Origin of the sequence: Ralstonia pickettii, from assembly GCF_001699815.1 — a bacterium.
GTDB lineage: Bacteria > Pseudomonadota > Gammaproteobacteria > Burkholderiales > Burkholderiaceae > Ralstonia > Ralstonia thomasii.
Window position 1 is genome coordinate 574,086 of sequence record NZ_MCGB01000057.1, and the last position, 17,793, is coordinate 591,878.

A 17,793-nucleotide genomic window follows, 5' to 3' on the forward strand; every position below is an offset into this window, starting at 1 on the left:
TCACTCCTTGCCCGAACCGCGCACGGCGGCAAGGCTGTCAGCTAGCGTTGGAACCTGCAGCGTGCCAACCGTCGCGCGCGCCTGCGACAGTTGATTCTGCACTGTGGTCACGCGCGAAGACTGCGTATCAAAGTAGCGCGCGAGCAGCGTATCAGCGCGCCCCAGATCGGCGCGGAACACGGCTTCATTGCGCGAGAGCAACGCCAGGCGCGCATTCATCAGGCGCAGCTTGAGGTTTTCGCGCAGGAACCACGCTTGGTCGGAAGACAGCAGCAGTGCCTCGGTCTGATCGACGCGGCGCACCTGTACGATCTGGCCGAGTTCGCCGCGCACGTCGTTCCACAGGCGGCCCCACCAAGCGCGCACGCCTGCCGACCATCCGGCGTTTGGCGGCGTCGAGGCAACGGGCGCCGACGCAGCGTGTGCCTTGGCATTCTTCGAGGGTTTCGCCACAGTATGCGGCGCCTGCGCAGCCTGTTCCGCCTCCAGCGGCTGGGCCGACGAGACGAGCGGCAGCGTATCGACCGCGTTGATGGCGTCATCCAACCGCAGCGCAGCACCGGCCAGATCAAACGACGGCATCGCCTTGAGCTTGGCCATGTCGCGCGATACCGCCCGACGCACGGCGTTGAACTGCGGCTTGTCGAGCGTGGCCAGGCGCGCGTCGATCGTTTGCAGCGCAGCCAATGCACCCGCGACGTTGCCGGTCAGTTGCAGTTGTTCAGCGGTCACTTCCAGCGAACGCTGGATCTCGGCGCGCTGCCAGTCATCGCGGTTGCGCAGGAGGTCTTGATTGGCCTGCTCCAGCGCTGCCTGGCGATCGCGCGTTTCAGCGGTGCGGGCATCCAGCGCGCCAAACTTCTGCTGCAGCTGGGAAACCGAATCCTGATCGGCCCGCGAGAGCACGCGCATCTCCTGCGCCAGCGCCTCATTCGTTTGGGCGCGCTGACGGATCTCGCGTGCAAGGCGTTCGTTGCGCACCTGTAGCGCGGCCACTGCCGCCACGACCGCGACCAGCGCCACCCAGATGAGCCAACCGCCACGGCGCGGCGCATGGTTGACCGTCATGGTGGGCGCAAACGCAGCCGGCGGAGCAGCAGGCGCAGGACTCGGCTTGACGGCTGCGGGCGCTGGCGTTGAAGCGGGAGCGGACGAGGGAACGGGAGTCTGCGTCACAGTGGAAGAAGAAGTAGACGGGTTTGAATCATCCGGCACCGTTGCTGGGGCATGCTCGGGAGCCCATATCGGCCCGGCCCAGGCGAGCACGCTGGCGAGGAGCCGGTCGTCGCCGGCGCCGGTCAGCGTCACATCGCGGAAACCCAGCGATTCGGCCTGTTCGACGATGCGGGCGTGCGAAGCAAAGCATGGCGCGCCGTGCAGCGTATCGAGATCAGCGGGCGACAGATTGGCGCGGGCCAGCTCATCAAGATTGCGGACGGCCTCGGAGCTGGTGAGCGTCCAGGCGTGGCGGGACGAAAGCACGGCACGCAACGCAAGCCACGCAGCGGCATCGGGCACCGGTACGCTGCGGCGATAGGCTTCCGCCGTACGGACCGATGCACCGGCTTCGCGCAGCTGATCGGCCAGCCACTCACGGCCACCGTTGCCGCGCACGATCAGCACTTCACGGCCGCTCAGCGAGGGCACATCCAGCCGCGCGTAGAGCGCCTCGGAATCCTGGCGGGCGTCGTCGGCATGCGTGTCGGGCTTGATCACACGGTGCGCGGGCGGCGCGACCCCGTGCGTGGCAAGCGCCTGTGCGCTCGCGGGCCCCACTACTGCCACCGGTACTTCCTGCGGCCAGCGGAAGCCTTCCGGCATGGCGGAAAATGCCTGCTGCACGGCGTTGGGGCTGACGAACACGACCAGCGCATAGCGCGACGGATCGCCCAGCGCGGCACGCAAGTCGTCGAGATTGGGCGTCGGCGCAATGTCGAGCAGCGGAAACTGGTGCGTGCGCAGGCCGTGGCGCTCAAGCGCCGCCACCAGCATGGGCGCCTGTGCGCGCGGACGCGTGACCACCACCACGGGCGGGGTTGCCGATTGAACAGGCGGCGTGCTGGAAGCGGGCGACGATGGTGACAAGCGCGGTGGCAAGTGGTCGTCCATGGCGAGCCGTGGGATTCAGGTAGCGGGTGGGGCGTCGGCGCCCAGCATGGCAAGGATGTCGCGTGCGCCGCCGGCCAGCATCTGCTGGGCGACGCGCACGCCCAGTGCGTCGGCTTCGGCCAGCGTAGATGGCGTGGCTTCGCCATCCGCGGCGAGTTTGCGGGTGCCGTCCTGCGAAGCAACAAAGGCGCGCAGGCGCAGCGTGCCGCCGTCCGACCACTGCGCGAACGAGGCGAGTGGCACCTGGCACGAACCGCCGAGAATGCGCGAAACAGCGCGTTCAGCCGTCACGGCCAGTGCAGTGGGCTCATCGTGCAGGGGCGCGAGGCAGGCTCGCACGTCTGCGCGATCGGCGCGAATTTCGATGCCGAGCGCACCTTGCCCGGCTGCCGGTAGCGATTCTTCCGGCGCGATGGTCGAGCGAATGCGATCGACCAACCCCAGCCGCTTGAGCCCCGCAGCGGCCAGGATGATGGCAGCGTAGTCGCCGCGATCGAGCTTGCCGAGGCGCGTATCGAGGTTGCCCCGCAGCGGCTGGATCACCAGATGCGGAAACCGAGCCCTCAACGAGGCCTCGCGGCGCAGGCTCGACGTGCCCACCACGGCGCCGGCAGGCAGCGAGGCCAGATCAGCGTAGTCGTTGGAAATAAAGGCGTCGCGCGGGTCTTCGCGTTCGAGGATGGCCGACAGCGCAAAGCCTTCCGGCAATTCCATCGGCACATCCTTGAGCGAATGTACGGCGAGATCTGCGCGCCCCTCGGCCAGCGCGACTTCCAGTTCCTTCACGAACAAACCCTTGCCCCCCACCTTCGCGAGGGAGCGGTCGAGAATCTGGTCGCCGCGCGTGGTCATTCCAAGGATGGACACGTCGCACGCGGGATAGTATTTTTGCAATGCAGCACGCACGTGTTCGGCTTGCCAGAGGGCTAGCCGGCTCTCGCGCGAGGCAATGACCAGCTTGGTCGGCGCCTGGGCTGCAGGAGTCGTTGCAAGCTGGGATTGACGGGAAGTCGGGCGGGCGTTGGAAGACATGCGGCAATGGTAGCACGCAGCATTTTCGCGACAGTCCGGCTATCACGTTGAAGTGATACAGAAACGAGGGCCGTTCAGGCACCTTCGAGCACCCAACCTAGGAGACACCATGACGCAGCCCGCCGCGCGCCGCGCTTCCTCGCGCGCGACCACCGCCCGCAAGGCTTCCGCCGCCCCCGCCAAGACCAGCAAGGCCACGAAGGCCATCAAGGCTGCCAAGCCCGCCGCCAAACCGGTGGCCAAGGCCAATGGCGCGGACGAAGCCAATGGCGCATCACTCGGCCCCACTTCCCGGCGCTCGTCGGGCAGCGCCGCGGCCAAGGATCAGCCGCTGAAGGAAGACATCCGCTTTCTGGGCCGCCTGCTGGGCGACGTGCTGCGTGAACAGGAAGGTGGCGCCGCCTTCGAAACCGTCGAGACGATCCGCCAGACCGCCGTGCGTTTCCGCCGCGACGGCGACCGCCAGGCCGAGCAGGAACTCGACCGCCTGCTGAAAGCCTTGTCGCGTGAGCAAACCAACTCCGTGGTGCGCGCGTTCAGCTACTTCTCTCACCTGGCCAACATTGCCGAAGACCAGCACCACAACCGCCGCCGCCGCGTGCATGCGCTGGCGGGCTCGCCACCGCAGCCGGGCAGCATGATGCGCGCGCTGCTGTCGGTGGCCGACGAGGGTGTCTCGGGTGAGACGCTGCGCCGCTTCTTCGATGCCGCGTTGATCGTGCCCGTGCTCACGGCCCACCCGACCGAGGTGCAGCGCAAGAGCATTCTCGATGCACAGCGTGAAATCGCCCGCCTGCTGGCCGAACGCGACACGCCGCTGACCACCCGCGAGCGTGAACGCAACACGACGCTGCTGCGCGCGCACGTGACCAAACTGTGGCAGACACGCATGCTGCGCACCACGCGTCTGATGGTGGCCGACGAGATCGAAAACGCGCTGTCGTACTACCAGACGACGTTCCTGCGCGAGATTCCCGCGCTGTACCGCGAACTGGAAGAGGACGTCGCTGCCGTATTCCCGCGCCGTGGCGCACGTGGCGAACCCACCCCGTTGGCGCCGTTCTTCCAGATGGGCTCGTGGATCGGCGGCGACCGCGACGGCAACCCCTTCGTCACGGCAGAAACCCTGCGCTACGCCGCCCGCAAGCAGGCCAGTGTGATCCTTGCGTGGTATCTGGAAGAGATCCACGCGCTGGGCGCCGAACTGTCGATGTCGACATCGCAGGTGGATGTGAGTGCTGAATTGCTGGCGCTGGCGGAGCAGTCGCCCGATCGATCGGAGCATCGCTCGGATGAGCCGTACCGCCGCGCGCTGATCGGCGTGTATGCGCGCCTGGCTGCGACGTGCCGCGAGCTGACCGGTGAAGACGCCGGCCGCCACGCCGTCGGCCCGGCCCCGGCTTACACGAGCGCGGAAGAGCTGCGCGCCGACATCCAGATCGTCACCGATTCGCTGGCGGCACATCACGGCGAGGCACTGGCTGATGCGCGTCTGGCCTCGCTGGCGCGTGCGATCGATGTGTTCGGCTTCCACTTGTCGTCGATCGACTTGCGGCAGGTGTCTGACGTGCATGAAGCGACCGTCGCCGAGCTGCTGAAGGTGGCGGGCGTGGAAGGCGCGTACGCCGCACTGTCCGAAGCCGACAAGCGCACGCTGCTGCTGCGCGAGCTGCAACAGCCGCGTCTGCTGACGCTGCCGTTCCATGCGTACAGCGAGCAGACTACGCAAGAGATCGACATCTTCCGCGCCGCGCGCGAGGTGCGTGCCCGCTACGGCAACCGCATCGTGCGCAACTACATCATCTCGCACACCGAGACGCTGTCGGACCTGCTCGAAGTGATGCTGCTGCAGAAGGAAGCCGGCATGTTCCGCGCGAATGCCAATGGCGCTGGCGTGGGGCTGGACGTGATGGTGATCCCGCTGTTCGAGACCATCGAAGACTTGCGCAACGCCTCGCAGATCATGGGCGATCTGCTTGCCCTGCCCGGCTTCGATGCCGTACTGGCCGCGCAGGGCAACGAGCAGGAAGTCATGCTCGGCTATTCGGATTCCAACAAGGACGGCGGCTTCCTCACCTCCAACTGGGAGCTGTACAAGGCCGAGCTGGCGCTGGTGGAGCTGTTCGAGCGCAAGGGCGTGCGCCTGCGCCTGTTCCATGGCCGCGGCGGCACGGTGGGCCGAGGCGGCGGCCCGACCTACCAGGCCATCCTGTCGCAGCCGCCGGGCACGGTGAACGGGCAGATCCGCTTGACCGAGCAGGGCGAAATCATCTCCAGCAAGTTCGCCAACCCCGAGATCGGCCGGCGCAACCTGGAAACCATCGTCGCGGCCACGCTGGAAGCGACGCTGCTGCCCACGCGCAACCGCCCGAAAGGCCTGGAGGAGTTCGAAGCCGCGATGCAGGCGCTGTCGGACAACGCCTTTGCCGCGTACCGCAACCTCGTCTACGAAACCCCGGGCTTCAAGGACTACTTCTTCGCCACCACGCCCATCACCGAGATTGCCGACCTGAACCTCGGCTCGCGCCCGGCCTCGCGCAAGCTGATGGACAAGAAGCACCGCCGCATCGAAGACCTGCGTGCGATTCCGTGGGGCTTCTCATGGGGCCAGTGCCGTCTGCTGCTGCCGGGCTGGTTCGGTTTTGGCAGCGCGGTGCAGCGCTGGCTGGACGACGCCGGCAACGCAAAGGCCCGCGCCGCGCGCCTGACCACGCTCAAGCGCATGCACAAGCAGTGGCCGTTCTTTGCGAACCTGCTGTCGAACATGGACATGGTCCTGTCCAAGGCCGATCTGAACGTGGCCTCGCGCTACGCGCAGCTCTGCGACGACCGCAAGCTGCGTAACGCGGTGTTCTCGCGCATCTCGGCGGAGTTCGCGTTGACCGAGCAGATGCTGGCAGCCATCACAGGACAGTCGGAGCGCCTGGCCGACAACCCGCTGCTGGCACGCTCCATCAAGAACCGCTTCCCGTATCTCGACCCGCTGAATCACTTGCAGGTCGAACTGCTCAAGCGCTTCCGCTCGGGCAAGGCCGGCAGCGACGATGCACGCGTGCGGCGCGGCATCCATCTGTCGATCAACGGGATTGCCGCGGGCCTTCGCAATAGCGGCTGATCAGGCAGCCAGCGCGGTGGCGGCCGGGCGACGGCTGATCCACGCCATCGCCATCGCGCCGGCGTATGACAGCGTCATCAGGCCAAACACCATCGGCGCGGCGTGCGCCAGCCCTGGCACCACCGTGACGACCGCGCCCGCCGCCGCCACGCCCAGCAAACTGCCGGTCTGCCGCGCGGCGTTGAGCAAGCCCGACGCCGTGCCGGCCAACTCGCCCGGTGCCGCGGACAAGATGGTCGACGTCATGGGCGCAATCGCCAGCGCGGTACCGCCGCCGTAAGCCACCATCGTCGCGCTCACCACCCACAGGTGCACGTGCCCCGTCAGCGCAGCCGACGTTGCCAGCAAACCCGCTGCGCCGATCAAAAGGCCGCCGAGCATCATCGCCGGCGTAGAAAAACGCGCCATCAGCTTGCCCGCGAAGATGTTGCCCGCCGACAGGCTCACCGCCATCGCCAGCATGACGAGGCCGGTCTGCACAAGACCGCGCGCGTGCGTGCCCTGCTCAATTGCATCGTCGAAGCGTTCGACGCGCCAAAAAAAACCGCCACACCGTAACGAGCAGCCGGTGTGGCGGCCCAACAAACCTCTTAGCTGATGAACGCCACCGGCACCGGGTCTTCACCCAGCACCGAGAGCAGCACCGCCCAATGCATCGTCTCGTCGCCCAGGATGCTGGCGGCGGCCTTGGCCAGGTCGCGCGTGTAGAAACTCGGCATCACCCCCAAGTAGGCCGAGGCAGCGCCCTTCTCCAGCCCGGCGGCAAAACGCAGCACGTCGGCCTGCGTCTTCAACTGGCTGACCGGGAAGTTGTATTCCGCCACCTTCTTTTCCATGACGGGCGTGCCGCCCAGCTTGGAGACCGTGCCCGCCAGCACCGATGCATGTGCCTTGTGGTGGCCCTGGAACTTCACCGCCGTTGCCAGTACGGGCTTTTGCAACAGGCCGCTTTCCGCGCCCACCTGATAGGCGGCGATGGCCTGATACTCGAGCCCGAGCGCCACGTTCAGGATGTTGACGTCGTCTTTCACGCTGCCCGATTGCGTCTGCGCCCACGCCGGCATCGACTGCCCCAGCGACACCGCCGCCAGCGAGCCCAGCGCCATCAGCCCCGGAGCGCGCAGCAGCACGCGGCGGCGCGCATCGATGCGCGGGTTCTCCCCTTCGAACAGATCCATCTCTTTGGTCGTATCCATCGTCCGTCTCCTTGCATGTGTTGGGAAGAAGCGCGACCCATATACTGCCGAGGTGCGGATCGCAGGCGTTTATCCAGCGCCTGATCGTTTGTACGAAGGGCGTACCCAACTGGATGCAATAAAACCTCAGCGCCTTTCACGTGAATTCACCCACGACCACGGTTTCTACCTACACTTTGGGCAAAACCGTCCACAGAAAACTGCCCACGTGCTCACCTATCAGCGCACCGCCGAAGACCCCGCCGCGCAACCTGCAGACCCGCCAGCGACGTCCGCAGCAGCGCGCCCCCCGAGCGCCGACGCTGAAGAGTTGGCCGCATTGCTGCAACGCATCAGCCTGGGCGACCGCGACGCCCTGCGCACGCTGTACACGCGCTGCGCACCGAAACTGTTTGGGCTCGCGCTGCGTATCTTGGTCAGGAAGGACTGGGCCGAGGACGTTTTGCAAGAAAGTTTCGTCAACATCTGGCGCCATGCCGGCGATTACCGCCCGCATCTGGCCGCCCCCATGACGTGGATGACCACCATCGTGCGCAACCGTGCACTCGACTGCCTGCGCCGGCAGCATGCCGAGCGCGTGCAGGAATCCGTGCCCCTGGACGAGGCCTACGCCGATGTCCTGGCCGACCACGCCCCTGGCCCTGCGGATATCGCGCTCGCCGGTCAGCAGGCCCGCGCGCTGGCCGAATGCCTCAAGCGCCTCGACCCGAAGCAACGCCAAGTCGTGTCGCTCGCCTATCTGCGTGACCTGTCGCACAGCGAGCTGGCGCAAACGCTCTCGCTGCCGCTGGGTACCGTCAAATCCTGGATGCGACGCGGGCTGGACCGCCTGCGCGAATGCCTCGGAGCACCGTGATGGACCCGCGCCGCCACCCCGATCTCGTCGACAAGCTGGCCGCCGAATATGCGGTCGGCACCTTGCGCGCCGGCGCACGCCGCCGGTTCGAGCAGATCCTTCGCCACGACGACGCCGTGCGCGCCACGGTTGAACGCTGGCAACGCTATCTGGCCGACTTGCCCGCGCTCCAGCCTGCCACGGCGCCGCTGCCGGAAATCCTCTGCCGCGTGGAAGTGCAACTCGGCTGGCGCGAGCCGACGCCGGCGCGGAAGGCGCTCTGGCAACGGATTTGGCAAGGCACCGGCTTCTGGCGCGGCGCCACCGCAGTCGCGGCGGTTGTCGCGGCGGTCGCGATCGGGCTGAACCTGCGGCTGGCGCAGCAATTGCGTGATGCACCTGTCGCCAACGCCGTGGCCGTGCTGCAGGACGCGCAGGCCCAGGCGGCCGTCCTCGTCACCTGGGATGCGCGCACCGGAACGCTATCGCTCAAGCGGCTGGATGCAACGCCGCTCAATACCGAACAGGCCTTGCAGCTCTGGGCGCTGCCCCCCGGCGGGCATCCGCAGTCACTTGGGGTGATCGGGCACCAGCGCGCCGTGCGGCTGACGGTAGCGCAGCCGTTGCGGCAGGTGCCGGCGCTCGCCATCAGCGTGGAACCGCGTGGCGGCTCGCCCAATCCGCAGGGGCCGACCGGGCCGGTGGTCTTCAAGGGCGCGCTGATCGACAGCACGCTGTAGGCACCCCGGCGCGGGGGCCGGAAGGCCTGTCGGGCGATATAATCGCGGTTTCCTGAATTTGCGGCTGGCGCTTCGCCGGCCGCGCTCCTCCAGCTGTCCGCCCATGACCTCCCAACTCGCCAAGAAGGCCGAAGCGTGGTCCGCCCGCTTTAACGAGCCGGTGTCCGATCTCGTCAAGCGCTATACCGCATCGGTGTTCTTCGATAAGCGCCTCGCGCTGTTCGACATCCAGGGCTCGCTCGCGCACGCCGCCATGCTGGCCAAGCAGGGCATCATTGCCGAAGCCGATCGCGCCGCCATCGAACAGGGCATGGCGCAGATCCGCCAGGAGATCGAAGCCGGCACGTTCGAGTGGAAGCTGGACCTGGAAGACGTGCACCTGAACATCGAAGCGCGCCTGACCGCCATGGCGGGCGACGCCGGCAAGCGCCTGCACACGGGCCGCTCGCGCAACGACCAGGTCGCCACCGACATCCGCCTGTGGCTGCGCAGCGAGATCGACAACATCGTCGGTCTGCTCAAGGCCCTGCGCGGCGCGCTGCTGGACTTGGCCGAGCAGCACACCAACACCATCGTCCCGGGCTTCACACACCTGCAGGTCGCGCAGCCGGTGGTGTTCGGCCACCACCTGCTGGCCTACGTCGAGATGTTCACGCGCGACACCGAGCGCATGCTCGACGCCCGCCGCCGCGTCAACCGCCTGCCGCTGGGTGCCGCTGCACTGGCAGGCACGAGCTACCCGATCGACCGTGAATTTGTCGCACAGCAACTCGGCTTCGAAGGCGTATGCCGCAACTCGCTGGATGCCGTGTCCGACCGCGACTTCGCCATCGAATTCTGCGCTGCCGCCGCGCTCATCATGACGCACGTCTCGCGCTTCTCTGAAGAGCTGGTGCTGTGGATGAGCCCGCGTGTGGGTTTTATCGACATTGCCGACCGCTTCTGCACGGGCAGCTCGATCATGCCGCAGAAGAAGAACCCCGATGTGCCCGAACTGGCACGTGGCAAAACGGGCCGCGTCAACGGCCACCTGATTGGCCTGCTCACGCTGATGAAGGGCCAGCCGCTGGCATATAACAAAGACAATCAGGAAGACAAGGAACCACTGTTCGATACGGTGGATACGGTGGTCGACACGCTGCGCATCTTTGCCGACATGGTGCCGGGCATCACCGTCAAGGCCGACGCCATGCGCGCCGCTGCGCTGCAGGGCTACGCCACCGCCACCGATCTGGCCGACTACCTGGTCAAGCGCGGCCTGCCCTTCCGCGATGCACATGAAGCCGTGGCCCACGCCGTGCGTGCGTGCGACGACCTGCGCTGCGACCTGGCGGATCTGTCCGTCGCGCAACTGCGTGACATCTGCGGCCTGGGCGACAAGGCCAACCTGATCGGCGATGATGTGCACACTGTGCTGACGCTGGAAGGCTCGGTCGCTTCGCGCAACCACATCGGCGGAACGGCGCCGGAGCAGGTGAAGCAAGCCATTGCGTTTGCACGGGCTGCGCTGGCTGAGTAATTCGCAGCCGCTTCAAACAAAAACGCCGCGCTGATCAACTCAGCGCGGCGTTTTTGTTTGTGCGACTGAAACTCAGCGCACGCAATCGACGAAGTACTCCATCCTGCCGTCGACCTCTTCCTCGACCAGCCCGTGAATATCCGTCTCGAAGCCCGGGAACAGCTTGTTGAACTCGCGAGCGAACTGCAGGTACTGCACGATCGTTTTATTGAAGCGCTCGCCCGGGATCAGCAGCGGAATGCCCGGCGGATACGGTGTCAGCAGGATGCCGGTGATGCGGCCTTCCAGATCGTCGATCGCTACACGCTCGGTCTCGCGGTGCGCCATCTTGGCCCAAGCGTCCGACGGGATCATCGCCGGCTCCATGTCCGACAGGTACATCTCGGTCGTCACGCGGGCCACGTCGTTGGCCTGATAGACGCTGTGGATGCTGTCGCACAGTTCGCGCAGGCCGATGCGCTCGTACTGCGGATACTGGCGCACGAATTCCGGCAACACGCGCCACAGCGGCTGGTTGTTGTCGTAATCGTCCTTGAACTGCTGCAACTCCGTCACCAGCGAGTTCCAGCGGCCCTTGGTGATGCCGATCGTGAACATGATGAAGAACGAGTACAGACCCGTCTTCTCGACGATGATGCCGTGCTCGGCCAGGTAGCGCGTGACGATGGCGGCCGGGATGCCGGAATCGCTGAACTTGCCGTCCACATCCAGGCCCGGGGTGATGATGGTGGCCTTGATCGGATCGAGCAGGTTGAAGTCTTCGGCCAGGTTGCCGAAGCCGTGCCAGCGCTCGTTGGCCTTGAGCATCCACGCTTCGCGCTCTTCGATGCCTTCGTCCGACAGATCGTTCGGGCCCCAGACCTTGAACCACCAGTCGTCGCCGCGGCCGTTGCCACCATTTGTGCCCAGGTATTCGTGCTCAACCTTGCGCATGGCGCGGCGGAAGTCCAGCGCTTCGGCAATGCTCTCTTCCACCAGCGCGGTGCCGCCCGGCGCTTCCATCATCGCGGCCGCGACGTCGCACGACGCAATGATCGAGTACTGCGGGCTCGTCGACGTGTGCATCAGATACGCCTCGTTGAAGCGATACGTATCGAGCTTGCGCGTCTCGGAATCCTGCACGAGGATCTGCGAGGCCTGTGACAAGCCAGCCAGCAGCTTGTGCGTGCTCTGCGTGGCATAGACCAGCGCATCCTTGCTGCGCGGACGGCCGTGGCCGATCGCGTGCATGTTCTCGTAGAACGGGTGGAACGACGCGTGCGGCAGCCACGCTTCGTCAAAGTGCAGTGTGTCGATTTCGGTCGACAGCATGTTCTTGATCATCTCGGCGTTGTACAGCACGCCGTCGTACGTACCCTGCGTGATGGTCAGGATGCGCGGCTTCTTGTTCTTGGCCTTGCTGGCAAACGGATGGTCGGCGATCTTCCTGGCGATCGTTTCCGGCTCGAACTCGCTCTTCGGGATCGGGCCGATGATGCCGAAGTGGTTGCGCGTCGGCATCAGGAACACGGGGATCGCGCCCGTCATCATGATCGCGTGCAGATTCGACTTGTGGCAGTTGCGGTCCACCACCACGATGTCACCGGGCGCCACGTTGGCGTGCCACACCATCTTGTTCGACGTCGACGTGCCGTTGGTCACGAAGAACATGTGGTCCGAACCGAAGATGCGCGCAGCGTTGCGCTCAGACGCGGCCACGGGACCCGTGTGATCCAGCAGTTGGCCCAGTTCTTCCACGGCGTTGCAGACGTCGGCGCGCAGCATGTTCTCGCCAAAGAACTGATGGAACACCTGCCCCACCGGGCTCTTCAGGAACGCCACGCCGCCCGAGTGCCCCGGGCAATGCCACGAATACGAGCTGTCCTGCGCGTAGTCGATCAGCGCCTTGAAGAACGGCGGCGGCAGCGAATCCAGGTAATTGCGCGCTTCACGAATGATGTGTCGGGCCACGAACTCGGGCGTGTCCTCGAACATGTGGATGAAGCCGTGCAGCTCGCGCAGCACGTCGTTCGGCAGATGGCGCGAGGTGCGCGTTTCGCCGTACAGGAAGATGGGGATGTCGGCGTTGCGGCGACGCACTTCTGCCACGAAGGCGCGCAGGTTTTCGACGGCTTCCGGTTCCGGCTTGTCGTTGTCCGGATTGATGAACTCGTCGTCGTCGATCGAGACGATGAAGGTGGACGCGCGGCTGGACTGTTGCGCGAACGAGGTCAAGTCACCATAGCTGGTGAGGCCGGTCACCTCCATCCCTTCCTGCTCGATGGCCTGGGCCAGCGCGCGAATGCCCGACCCGGAGATGTTCTCGGAGCGGAAGTCCTCGTCAATGATGATGACGGGAAAGCGGAATTTCATCGTGGTTCCTTATGGATGCAGCTAAAGGCACCGCTCCGGATACGCCTGAACGCGCGGAAACGGACTACAAAAACTAGGTCTTGGGCAGCGTCACACCGTGCTGGCCCTGGTACTTGCCACCACGATCCTTGTACGAGGTTTCGCATTCCTCGTCGCTCTCGAAGAACAGCACCTGCGCGCAGCCTTCCCCAGCGTAGATCTTGGCGGGCAGCGGCGTGGTGTTGGAGAACTCGAGCGTCACGTACCCTTCCCATTCAGGCTCGAACGGCGTGACGTTGACGATGATCCCGCAGCGCGCGTACGTGCTCTTGCCCAGACACACGGTCAGCACCGTGCGCGGGATGCGGAAATACTCCATCGTGCGGGCCAGCGCGAACGAGTTCGGCGGGATGATGCACACATCGCCCTTGAAGTCGACAAACGACTTCTCGTCGAAGTTCTTCGGATCGACGATGGTGCTGTTGATGTTGGTGAAGATCTTGAATTCGTCGGCGCAGCGGATGTCGTAGCCGTAGCTCGACGTGCCGTAGGAAACGATGCGGCGCCCATCGGATTCGCGCACCTGATCGGGCTCGAACGGCTCGATCATGCCGTGCTGCTCTGCCATGCGGCGGATCCACTTGTCGGATTTGATGCTCATGGAGCGTCCAGATACCTTGGATGAACAAATGGGGGCAGCCTTCGCGGTGCGAAAACTGTCCCCATTTGGTCACGCCAGCGGCCGGGCCCGCGCCTGGGGCCGGTTTGGAACGCGGATTGTACTCCCAAACCTGTGACGGAAAACCCCGTGGCGGCCGATGGCTTGCGCTGGCCTTATCCGGGCAAACGCGAGCGGATCAGCGGCCGGATTCCGCCGCCTGAAGCAGTTCCCCGCGCGGCCCGACCATGCCGGCCACTCCCGGCTCGGCCACAAAACGGTCCCGCCCCGTGTAGAGCAGAAAGTGCCGCCCCGTGCACCGCGCAAACAGCGTCAGGTTGACCCGCTGCGCCATCTGGTGGCCCATCTGCGTGACACCTGAGCGCGACAACAGGAACGGAATGCCCATCTGCGCGCCCTTGATGACCATCTCGGAGGTCAGGCGGCCGGTGGTGTAGAAGATCTTGTCGCCGCCCTCCATGCCCTCAAGCCACATGCGGCCGGCGATGGCATCCACGGCATTGTGGCGGCCCACGTCTTCAATGAAATGCAGCAGCTGGCCGTGCGCATCGAACAGCGCGCAGCCATGCACGGAGCCCGCCTGCTTGTAGATCGACTGCTGCAGGCGGATGGCGTCCACCACGCGGTACAGCGTGGTCTGCGTCATGCGCGCGTCGGGCGGCAGATGGATGGCGTCGATCTCGTCCATCAGCGAGCCAAACACGGTGCCTTGCCCGCAGCCGGTGGTCACGGTGCGGCGGGCGGTCTTCTCGTCCAGGTCGGCGATGCCGGCGCGCGTGGACACGGCAGCCGATTCGGTTTCCCAATCGACCTGGATGGAGGCGATGTCTTCGATGCTGCTGACCAGGCGCTGGTTACGCAGATAGCCGAGTACGAGCGCTTCGGGCGCGCCGCCCAGCGTCATCAGCGTGACGAGTTCGCGCTTGTCGAGATAGACCGTGAGCGGGCGTTCACCAGGGATGTAGACATGGCGTGCGCGGCCCAGCTCGTCGAGCACTTCAACCTCGTCGAGCAGTGGAACAGAAGCGTTGGTCAGTTCGGGGCGCAGCGGCATCGATGTCTTCGTTCAAATAAAAATGCGCACGGCGAGCGTGCGCATGCTGCGGTTGGTACCTGCCCGAGAGCAGGTACCGCGTGCGGGCGATCAGTTCGCCACGATCACGCCGCAGGCGATGCGCCCGCCGGAATTGCCGGTGGGCTGGGTCGTGTAGTCGTCCTTGCCTGCGTGGACGATCAGCGCGTGGCCGACCAGGCTGGTGGGCCCAGGCGACAGCGTCACGCCGGAAAGAACGATCGAGCCGACAGCCTTGCCGTTGGCATCGGATTGCAGCATCGGAATGTCGCCGGCGTGGTGCGCACCTTGACGCGGATCACCGTGTTGCTGGCCGGTCGGGTTGAAGTGACCGCCGGCGCTATTGCCATCCGCCGACGAGCAATCGCCCTTCTCATGCACGTGGAAACCGAACATGCCGTTGGCCGGCAGGCCGGAAATATCCACGGCGATGGCAACCCGATTGTCGCCTTGCTGCGCGAGCTTCACGCTGCCTTGCACGGTGCTGCCGCTCTTGGGTGCCAGCACGGCCGAGGCCGTCATGGCGCCGTCACCGGCATTAGCCGCCTTGGCCGTCGACGCTGAGTTCGATGCGCAGCCGGCCATCAGGCCGATCGCGGCGAGTGCAATCGCGAGTTGCTTCATGTGTCACCTCCAGTCAGGGTTCACTCGGGGAGCGGACGATTGTACTGCCGGATGATGAACACGCAACATTGGAACCAACGGTTCACCCTTTGGCCGCCGGTGCCGGTGCCGATGCTGCGGGCACAGGCGCGACAAACGGCCCCGGATCCACGCACGGCGCGCCCGGTTGCGTATGCGCAGCCTTGCCGCCGGCCTGGTACGACGCCGCCGCCTTGTCCTGGGCCTTGCACGTCTGGAACGCGGCCACCTTGTCGCCCCAGGCTGCCTTGGCCTTCGCCAGATCCGCCTGTGCCTTCTGTTCTTCCGTCGGTGCCGGCAGCTTGGCGCCGGCCAGTCCGCTTGTCAGGACCAGCATGGCGGCAGCAAGTGCCATACCTGCGGCGCGAGTCAGCGTGGAAGCATGCATGGTGAGGATCCTCGAATGAGTGGCAGGCGATGGCGTCATGACTTGGCGGGCTGCTCGCTCGGCGCCGGCGGCGCGGGCGGCTGGGACCGCTGCGCGGGAATCTTGCCGGCCTTGACGTCGTCGTACCAAAGTTCGTGGTGCTCCTTCGCCCAGGCCTCGTCGACATAACCGTCACGCATGGCGCGGTAAGCGCCTTCCATGCCGATCGTGCCCATGTAGATGTGGCCCAGCGACATGCTCATCATGCCCACCGCCGCGATCGCGTGAATGACCTCGGCCAGTTGCATCGTGCTGCGGTAGTAATCCACGCCCGGGACGATGCGATCGAGCGTCCAGCCCGAAGCCGACAGGATCAGCCCAAACACGACGAGCCCGCCCCAGAACCAGAGTTTCTCGCCCGCATTGAAGCGGTGCGACGGCACTTCGGCGCCGTGCTCTCCGGCAAACATGCCCCCCAGGCTCAGCAGCCATTTCACGTCGCCCTGGCGCGGCAGGTTGTCCCGCACCCAAATCACGAAGGCCACGATGATGCTGACCGTGAAGAGCGGGCCCACCAGGTTGTGCAGGTTTTTCAGCAAATACGTCAGCCAGCCGAACAACTGATGACCGAGGATCGGCAACAGGAAATGCTTGCCCCACAGCATGACGATGCCCGACACGCCGAGCGTGACGAAGGAGATCGCCATCGTCCAGTGCACGTAGCGCTCGGTGGGCGTGAAGCGCTCGATCTTGCGGCCCGTAGGCGCTTCTTTTAGCGGGATCATGCCGCGCCAAAGGAAGAAGGCCAGGATGGCCGACGGCACCAGCACCATGAGCCAACCGCCCCACACGGTGATCACGCCATTGCGGAACAGCCGCCATTTCTGCCCGGTGCGCTGGATCAGCACGCCGGCTTCCAGCCCGGGAATGCTGGCGTAGTGCGCCTGATCGGAGTTCACCTCGCGCCAGACGGGCGCGTTGTTGCCCGGTTGCGTCGCGCGCCGTGCGGCCTGGTCCTGCGCCTCTTTGGCGAGATCGCGCTTCTGCAGATCAAACACGTTCTCCGAGACGATGTTGGAGAACGGCTGGGCCGTTTGTACGGCCGGATTGACCGGGGCATGGTTGGCTGCCGGCGCACTGGCCGGCTGCTGCGCGCTCGCCCACGCCGCCGCGCCGCCGAGCAGCACGGCCATCACAAGATGTTTCCAGGAAGTGCCCATGGACGAACCTCCGCTTGCGCGCGTCATGGCGTCTTGTTGTACTCGTTCTGGTATTGGCCGCGCGCGCGGATCTGGTTCTCCCAGCTCGTGCGGTCGCCGGGTGTCCAGTTCTTGGCCATGAACGGATCGCCCTCCGCGCCCTTGTAGGCAGGCGCGTCGTCCTTGCGGTGCGAGGCGAATGCCGTTTGCGGGCGTTCACCGCAGGCACCGAGCAACAGCACAGCACCAAGGGCGATCACCAGGCTGGTCGATCGTGCGGGGGCGCTCATGATTGCGCTCCCGACGCCGAAGCCGGCTTGGCCGGTGCGGCCGGAGTTGCCGGTGCCGCCTGACCGCCCTTGCCCTGCGCGCCGCCATAGGCCGTGCCCCACCCGAACAACTCCGCGCCCTTCCCGCGCTTCATGACCCGGTTACGCAGGATGTCGGAAATCACATCGCCGTCGCCGCCGAGCAGCGCCTTCGTCGAGCACATTTCCGCGCACAGCGGAAGCTTCCCTTCGGCCAGGCGGTTGCGGCCGTACTTTTCGAATTCTTCCTCGCTGCCGTTCTTCTCGGGGCCGCCCGCGCAGAACGTGCACTTGTCCATCTTGCCGCGCACGCCAAACGTGCCCTGGCTCGGGAACTGCGGCGCGCCGAACGGGCACGCATACGAGCAGTAGCCGCAGCCGATGCAGACGTCCTTGTCGTGCAGCACCACGCCGTCTTCGGTGCGGTAGAAGCAGTCGACCGGGCAGACCGCCATGCACGGCGCATCGGAGCAATGCATGCACGCCACCGAGATGGATTTCTCCGCGCCGATCATGCCGTCGTTGATCGTCACCACGCGGCGACGGTTCACGCCCCAGGGCACCTCGTGTTCGTTCTTGCAGGCCGTGGCGCAGGCGTTGCATTCGATGCAGCGCTCGCTGTCACAGATGAATTTCATACGTGCCATGT

The 17,793-nt window shown here is 65.7% G+C and carries 16 protein-coding genes; 4 read left to right on the plus strand and 12 right to left on the minus strand.

What is annotated here, in order from left to right:
* A complete protein-coding gene (gene hemDX / locus BEK68_RS10550) occupies positions 1-2,109 on the minus strand; it encodes a fused uroporphyrinogen-III synthase HemD/membrane protein HemX (RefSeq protein ID WP_009241245.1) in 2,109 nt (702 codons plus the stop codon).
* 15 nt (positions 2,110-2,124) lie between these two features.
* Positions 2,125-3,141, minus strand: coding sequence for a hydroxymethylbilane synthase (gene hemC / locus BEK68_RS10555; protein ID WP_009241246.1), 1,017 nt, complete (start codon positions 3,139-3,141; stop codon positions 2,125-2,127).
* A gap of 109 nt (positions 3,142-3,250) precedes the next feature.
* On the opposite strand from hemC, the gene ppc reads away from it, so the two are divergent.
* Positions 3,251-6,256, plus strand: a complete 3,006-nt coding sequence (gene ppc / locus BEK68_RS10560) for a phosphoenolpyruvate carboxylase (RefSeq protein ID WP_004636385.1) — start codon at positions 3,251-3,253, stop codon at positions 6,254-6,256.
* On the opposite strand, the gene BEK68_RS10565 is transcribed toward ppc, so the two are convergent.
* Together BEK68_RS10565 and BEK68_RS10570 are read right to left on the minus strand one after the other, a co-directional pair.
* The gene (locus BEK68_RS10565; RefSeq protein WP_009277433.1) at positions 6,257-6,736 is read right to left on the minus strand and encodes an MFS transporter; all 480 of its coding nucleotides are present in this window, start codon (positions 6,734-6,736) and stop codon (positions 6,257-6,259) included.
* Positions 6,737-6,846: 110 nt separating this feature from the next.
* Positions 6,847-7,452, minus strand: a complete 606-nt coding sequence (locus tag BEK68_RS10570; protein WP_004636389.1) for a ferritin-like domain-containing protein — start codon at positions 7,450-7,452, stop codon at positions 6,847-6,849.
* Between the two features lie 208 nt (positions 7,453-7,660).
* On the opposite strand from BEK68_RS10570, the gene BEK68_RS10575 reads away from it, so the two are divergent.
* From BEK68_RS10575 to argH, 3 genes are all read left to right on the plus strand, one after another.
* Positions 7,661-8,308, plus strand: a complete 648-nt coding sequence (locus tag BEK68_RS10575; protein WP_009241248.1) for an RNA polymerase sigma factor — start codon at positions 7,661-7,663, stop codon at positions 8,306-8,308.
* Positions 8,308-9,027 (plus strand): anti-sigma factor, encoded by a 720-nt coding sequence (locus tag BEK68_RS10580; RefSeq protein WP_004636395.1) that lies wholly within the window; start codon positions 8,308-8,310, stop codon positions 9,025-9,027. The genes BEK68_RS10575 and BEK68_RS10580 overlap by 1 nt, the downstream gene beginning before the upstream one ends.
* A gap of 103 nt (positions 9,028-9,130) precedes the next feature.
* Complete coding sequence (gene argH, locus BEK68_RS10585; protein ID WP_004636396.1) at positions 9,131-10,546, plus strand: argininosuccinate lyase; 1,416 nt, start codon at positions 9,131-9,133, stop codon at positions 10,544-10,546.
* 72 nt (positions 10,547-10,618) lie between these two features.
* Here argH and BEK68_RS10590 read toward each other — a convergent pair whose 3' ends face one another.
* From BEK68_RS10590 to fdh3B, 8 genes are all read right to left on the minus strand, one after another.
* Positions 10,619-12,898 carry an arginine/lysine/ornithine decarboxylase gene (locus BEK68_RS10590; RefSeq protein ID WP_004632157.1) on the minus strand — a complete coding sequence of 760 codons (2,280 nt, stop codon included), beginning with the start codon at positions 12,896-12,898 and terminating at the stop codon, positions 10,619-10,621.
* A gap of 73 nt (positions 12,899-12,971) precedes the next feature.
* A complete protein-coding gene (gene dcd / locus BEK68_RS10595; RefSeq protein ID WP_009241249.1) occupies positions 12,972-13,538 on the minus strand; it encodes a dCTP deaminase in 567 nt (188 codons plus the stop codon).
* Between the two features lie 196 nt (positions 13,539-13,734).
* On the minus strand, positions 13,735-14,610 hold the full coding sequence (locus tag BEK68_RS10600; protein WP_004632153.1) for a formate dehydrogenase accessory sulfurtransferase FdhD: 876 nt from the start codon (positions 14,608-14,610) through the stop codon (positions 13,735-13,737).
* 90 nt (positions 14,611-14,700) lie between these two features.
* The gene (locus BEK68_RS10605; protein WP_004632150.1) at positions 14,701-15,252 is read right to left on the minus strand and encodes a superoxide dismutase family protein; all 552 of its coding nucleotides are present in this window, start codon (positions 15,250-15,252) and stop codon (positions 14,701-14,703) included.
* Positions 15,253-15,334: 82 nt separating this feature from the next.
* Positions 15,335-15,658 carry a hypothetical protein gene (locus BEK68_RS10610; RefSeq protein WP_004632149.1) on the minus strand — a complete coding sequence of 108 codons (324 nt, stop codon included), beginning with the start codon at positions 15,656-15,658 and terminating at the stop codon, positions 15,335-15,337.
* A gap of 35 nt (positions 15,659-15,693) precedes the next feature.
* On the minus strand, positions 15,694-16,857 hold the full coding sequence (locus BEK68_RS10615) for a formate dehydrogenase subunit gamma (RefSeq protein WP_009241250.1): 1,164 nt from the start codon (positions 16,855-16,857) through the stop codon (positions 15,694-15,696).
* 23 nt (positions 16,858-16,880) lie between these two features.
* Positions 16,881-17,126, minus strand: a complete 246-nt coding sequence (locus BEK68_RS10620; protein ID WP_009241251.1) for a hypothetical protein — start codon at positions 17,124-17,126, stop codon at positions 16,881-16,883.
* Complete coding sequence (gene fdh3B / locus BEK68_RS10625; protein WP_009241252.1) at positions 17,123-17,791, minus strand: formate dehydrogenase FDH3 subunit beta; 669 nt, start codon at positions 17,789-17,791, stop codon at positions 17,123-17,125. Before fdh3B ends, BEK68_RS10620 begins: the two co-directional genes overlap by 4 nt.
* Positions 17,792-17,793: the final 2 nt, after the last annotated feature.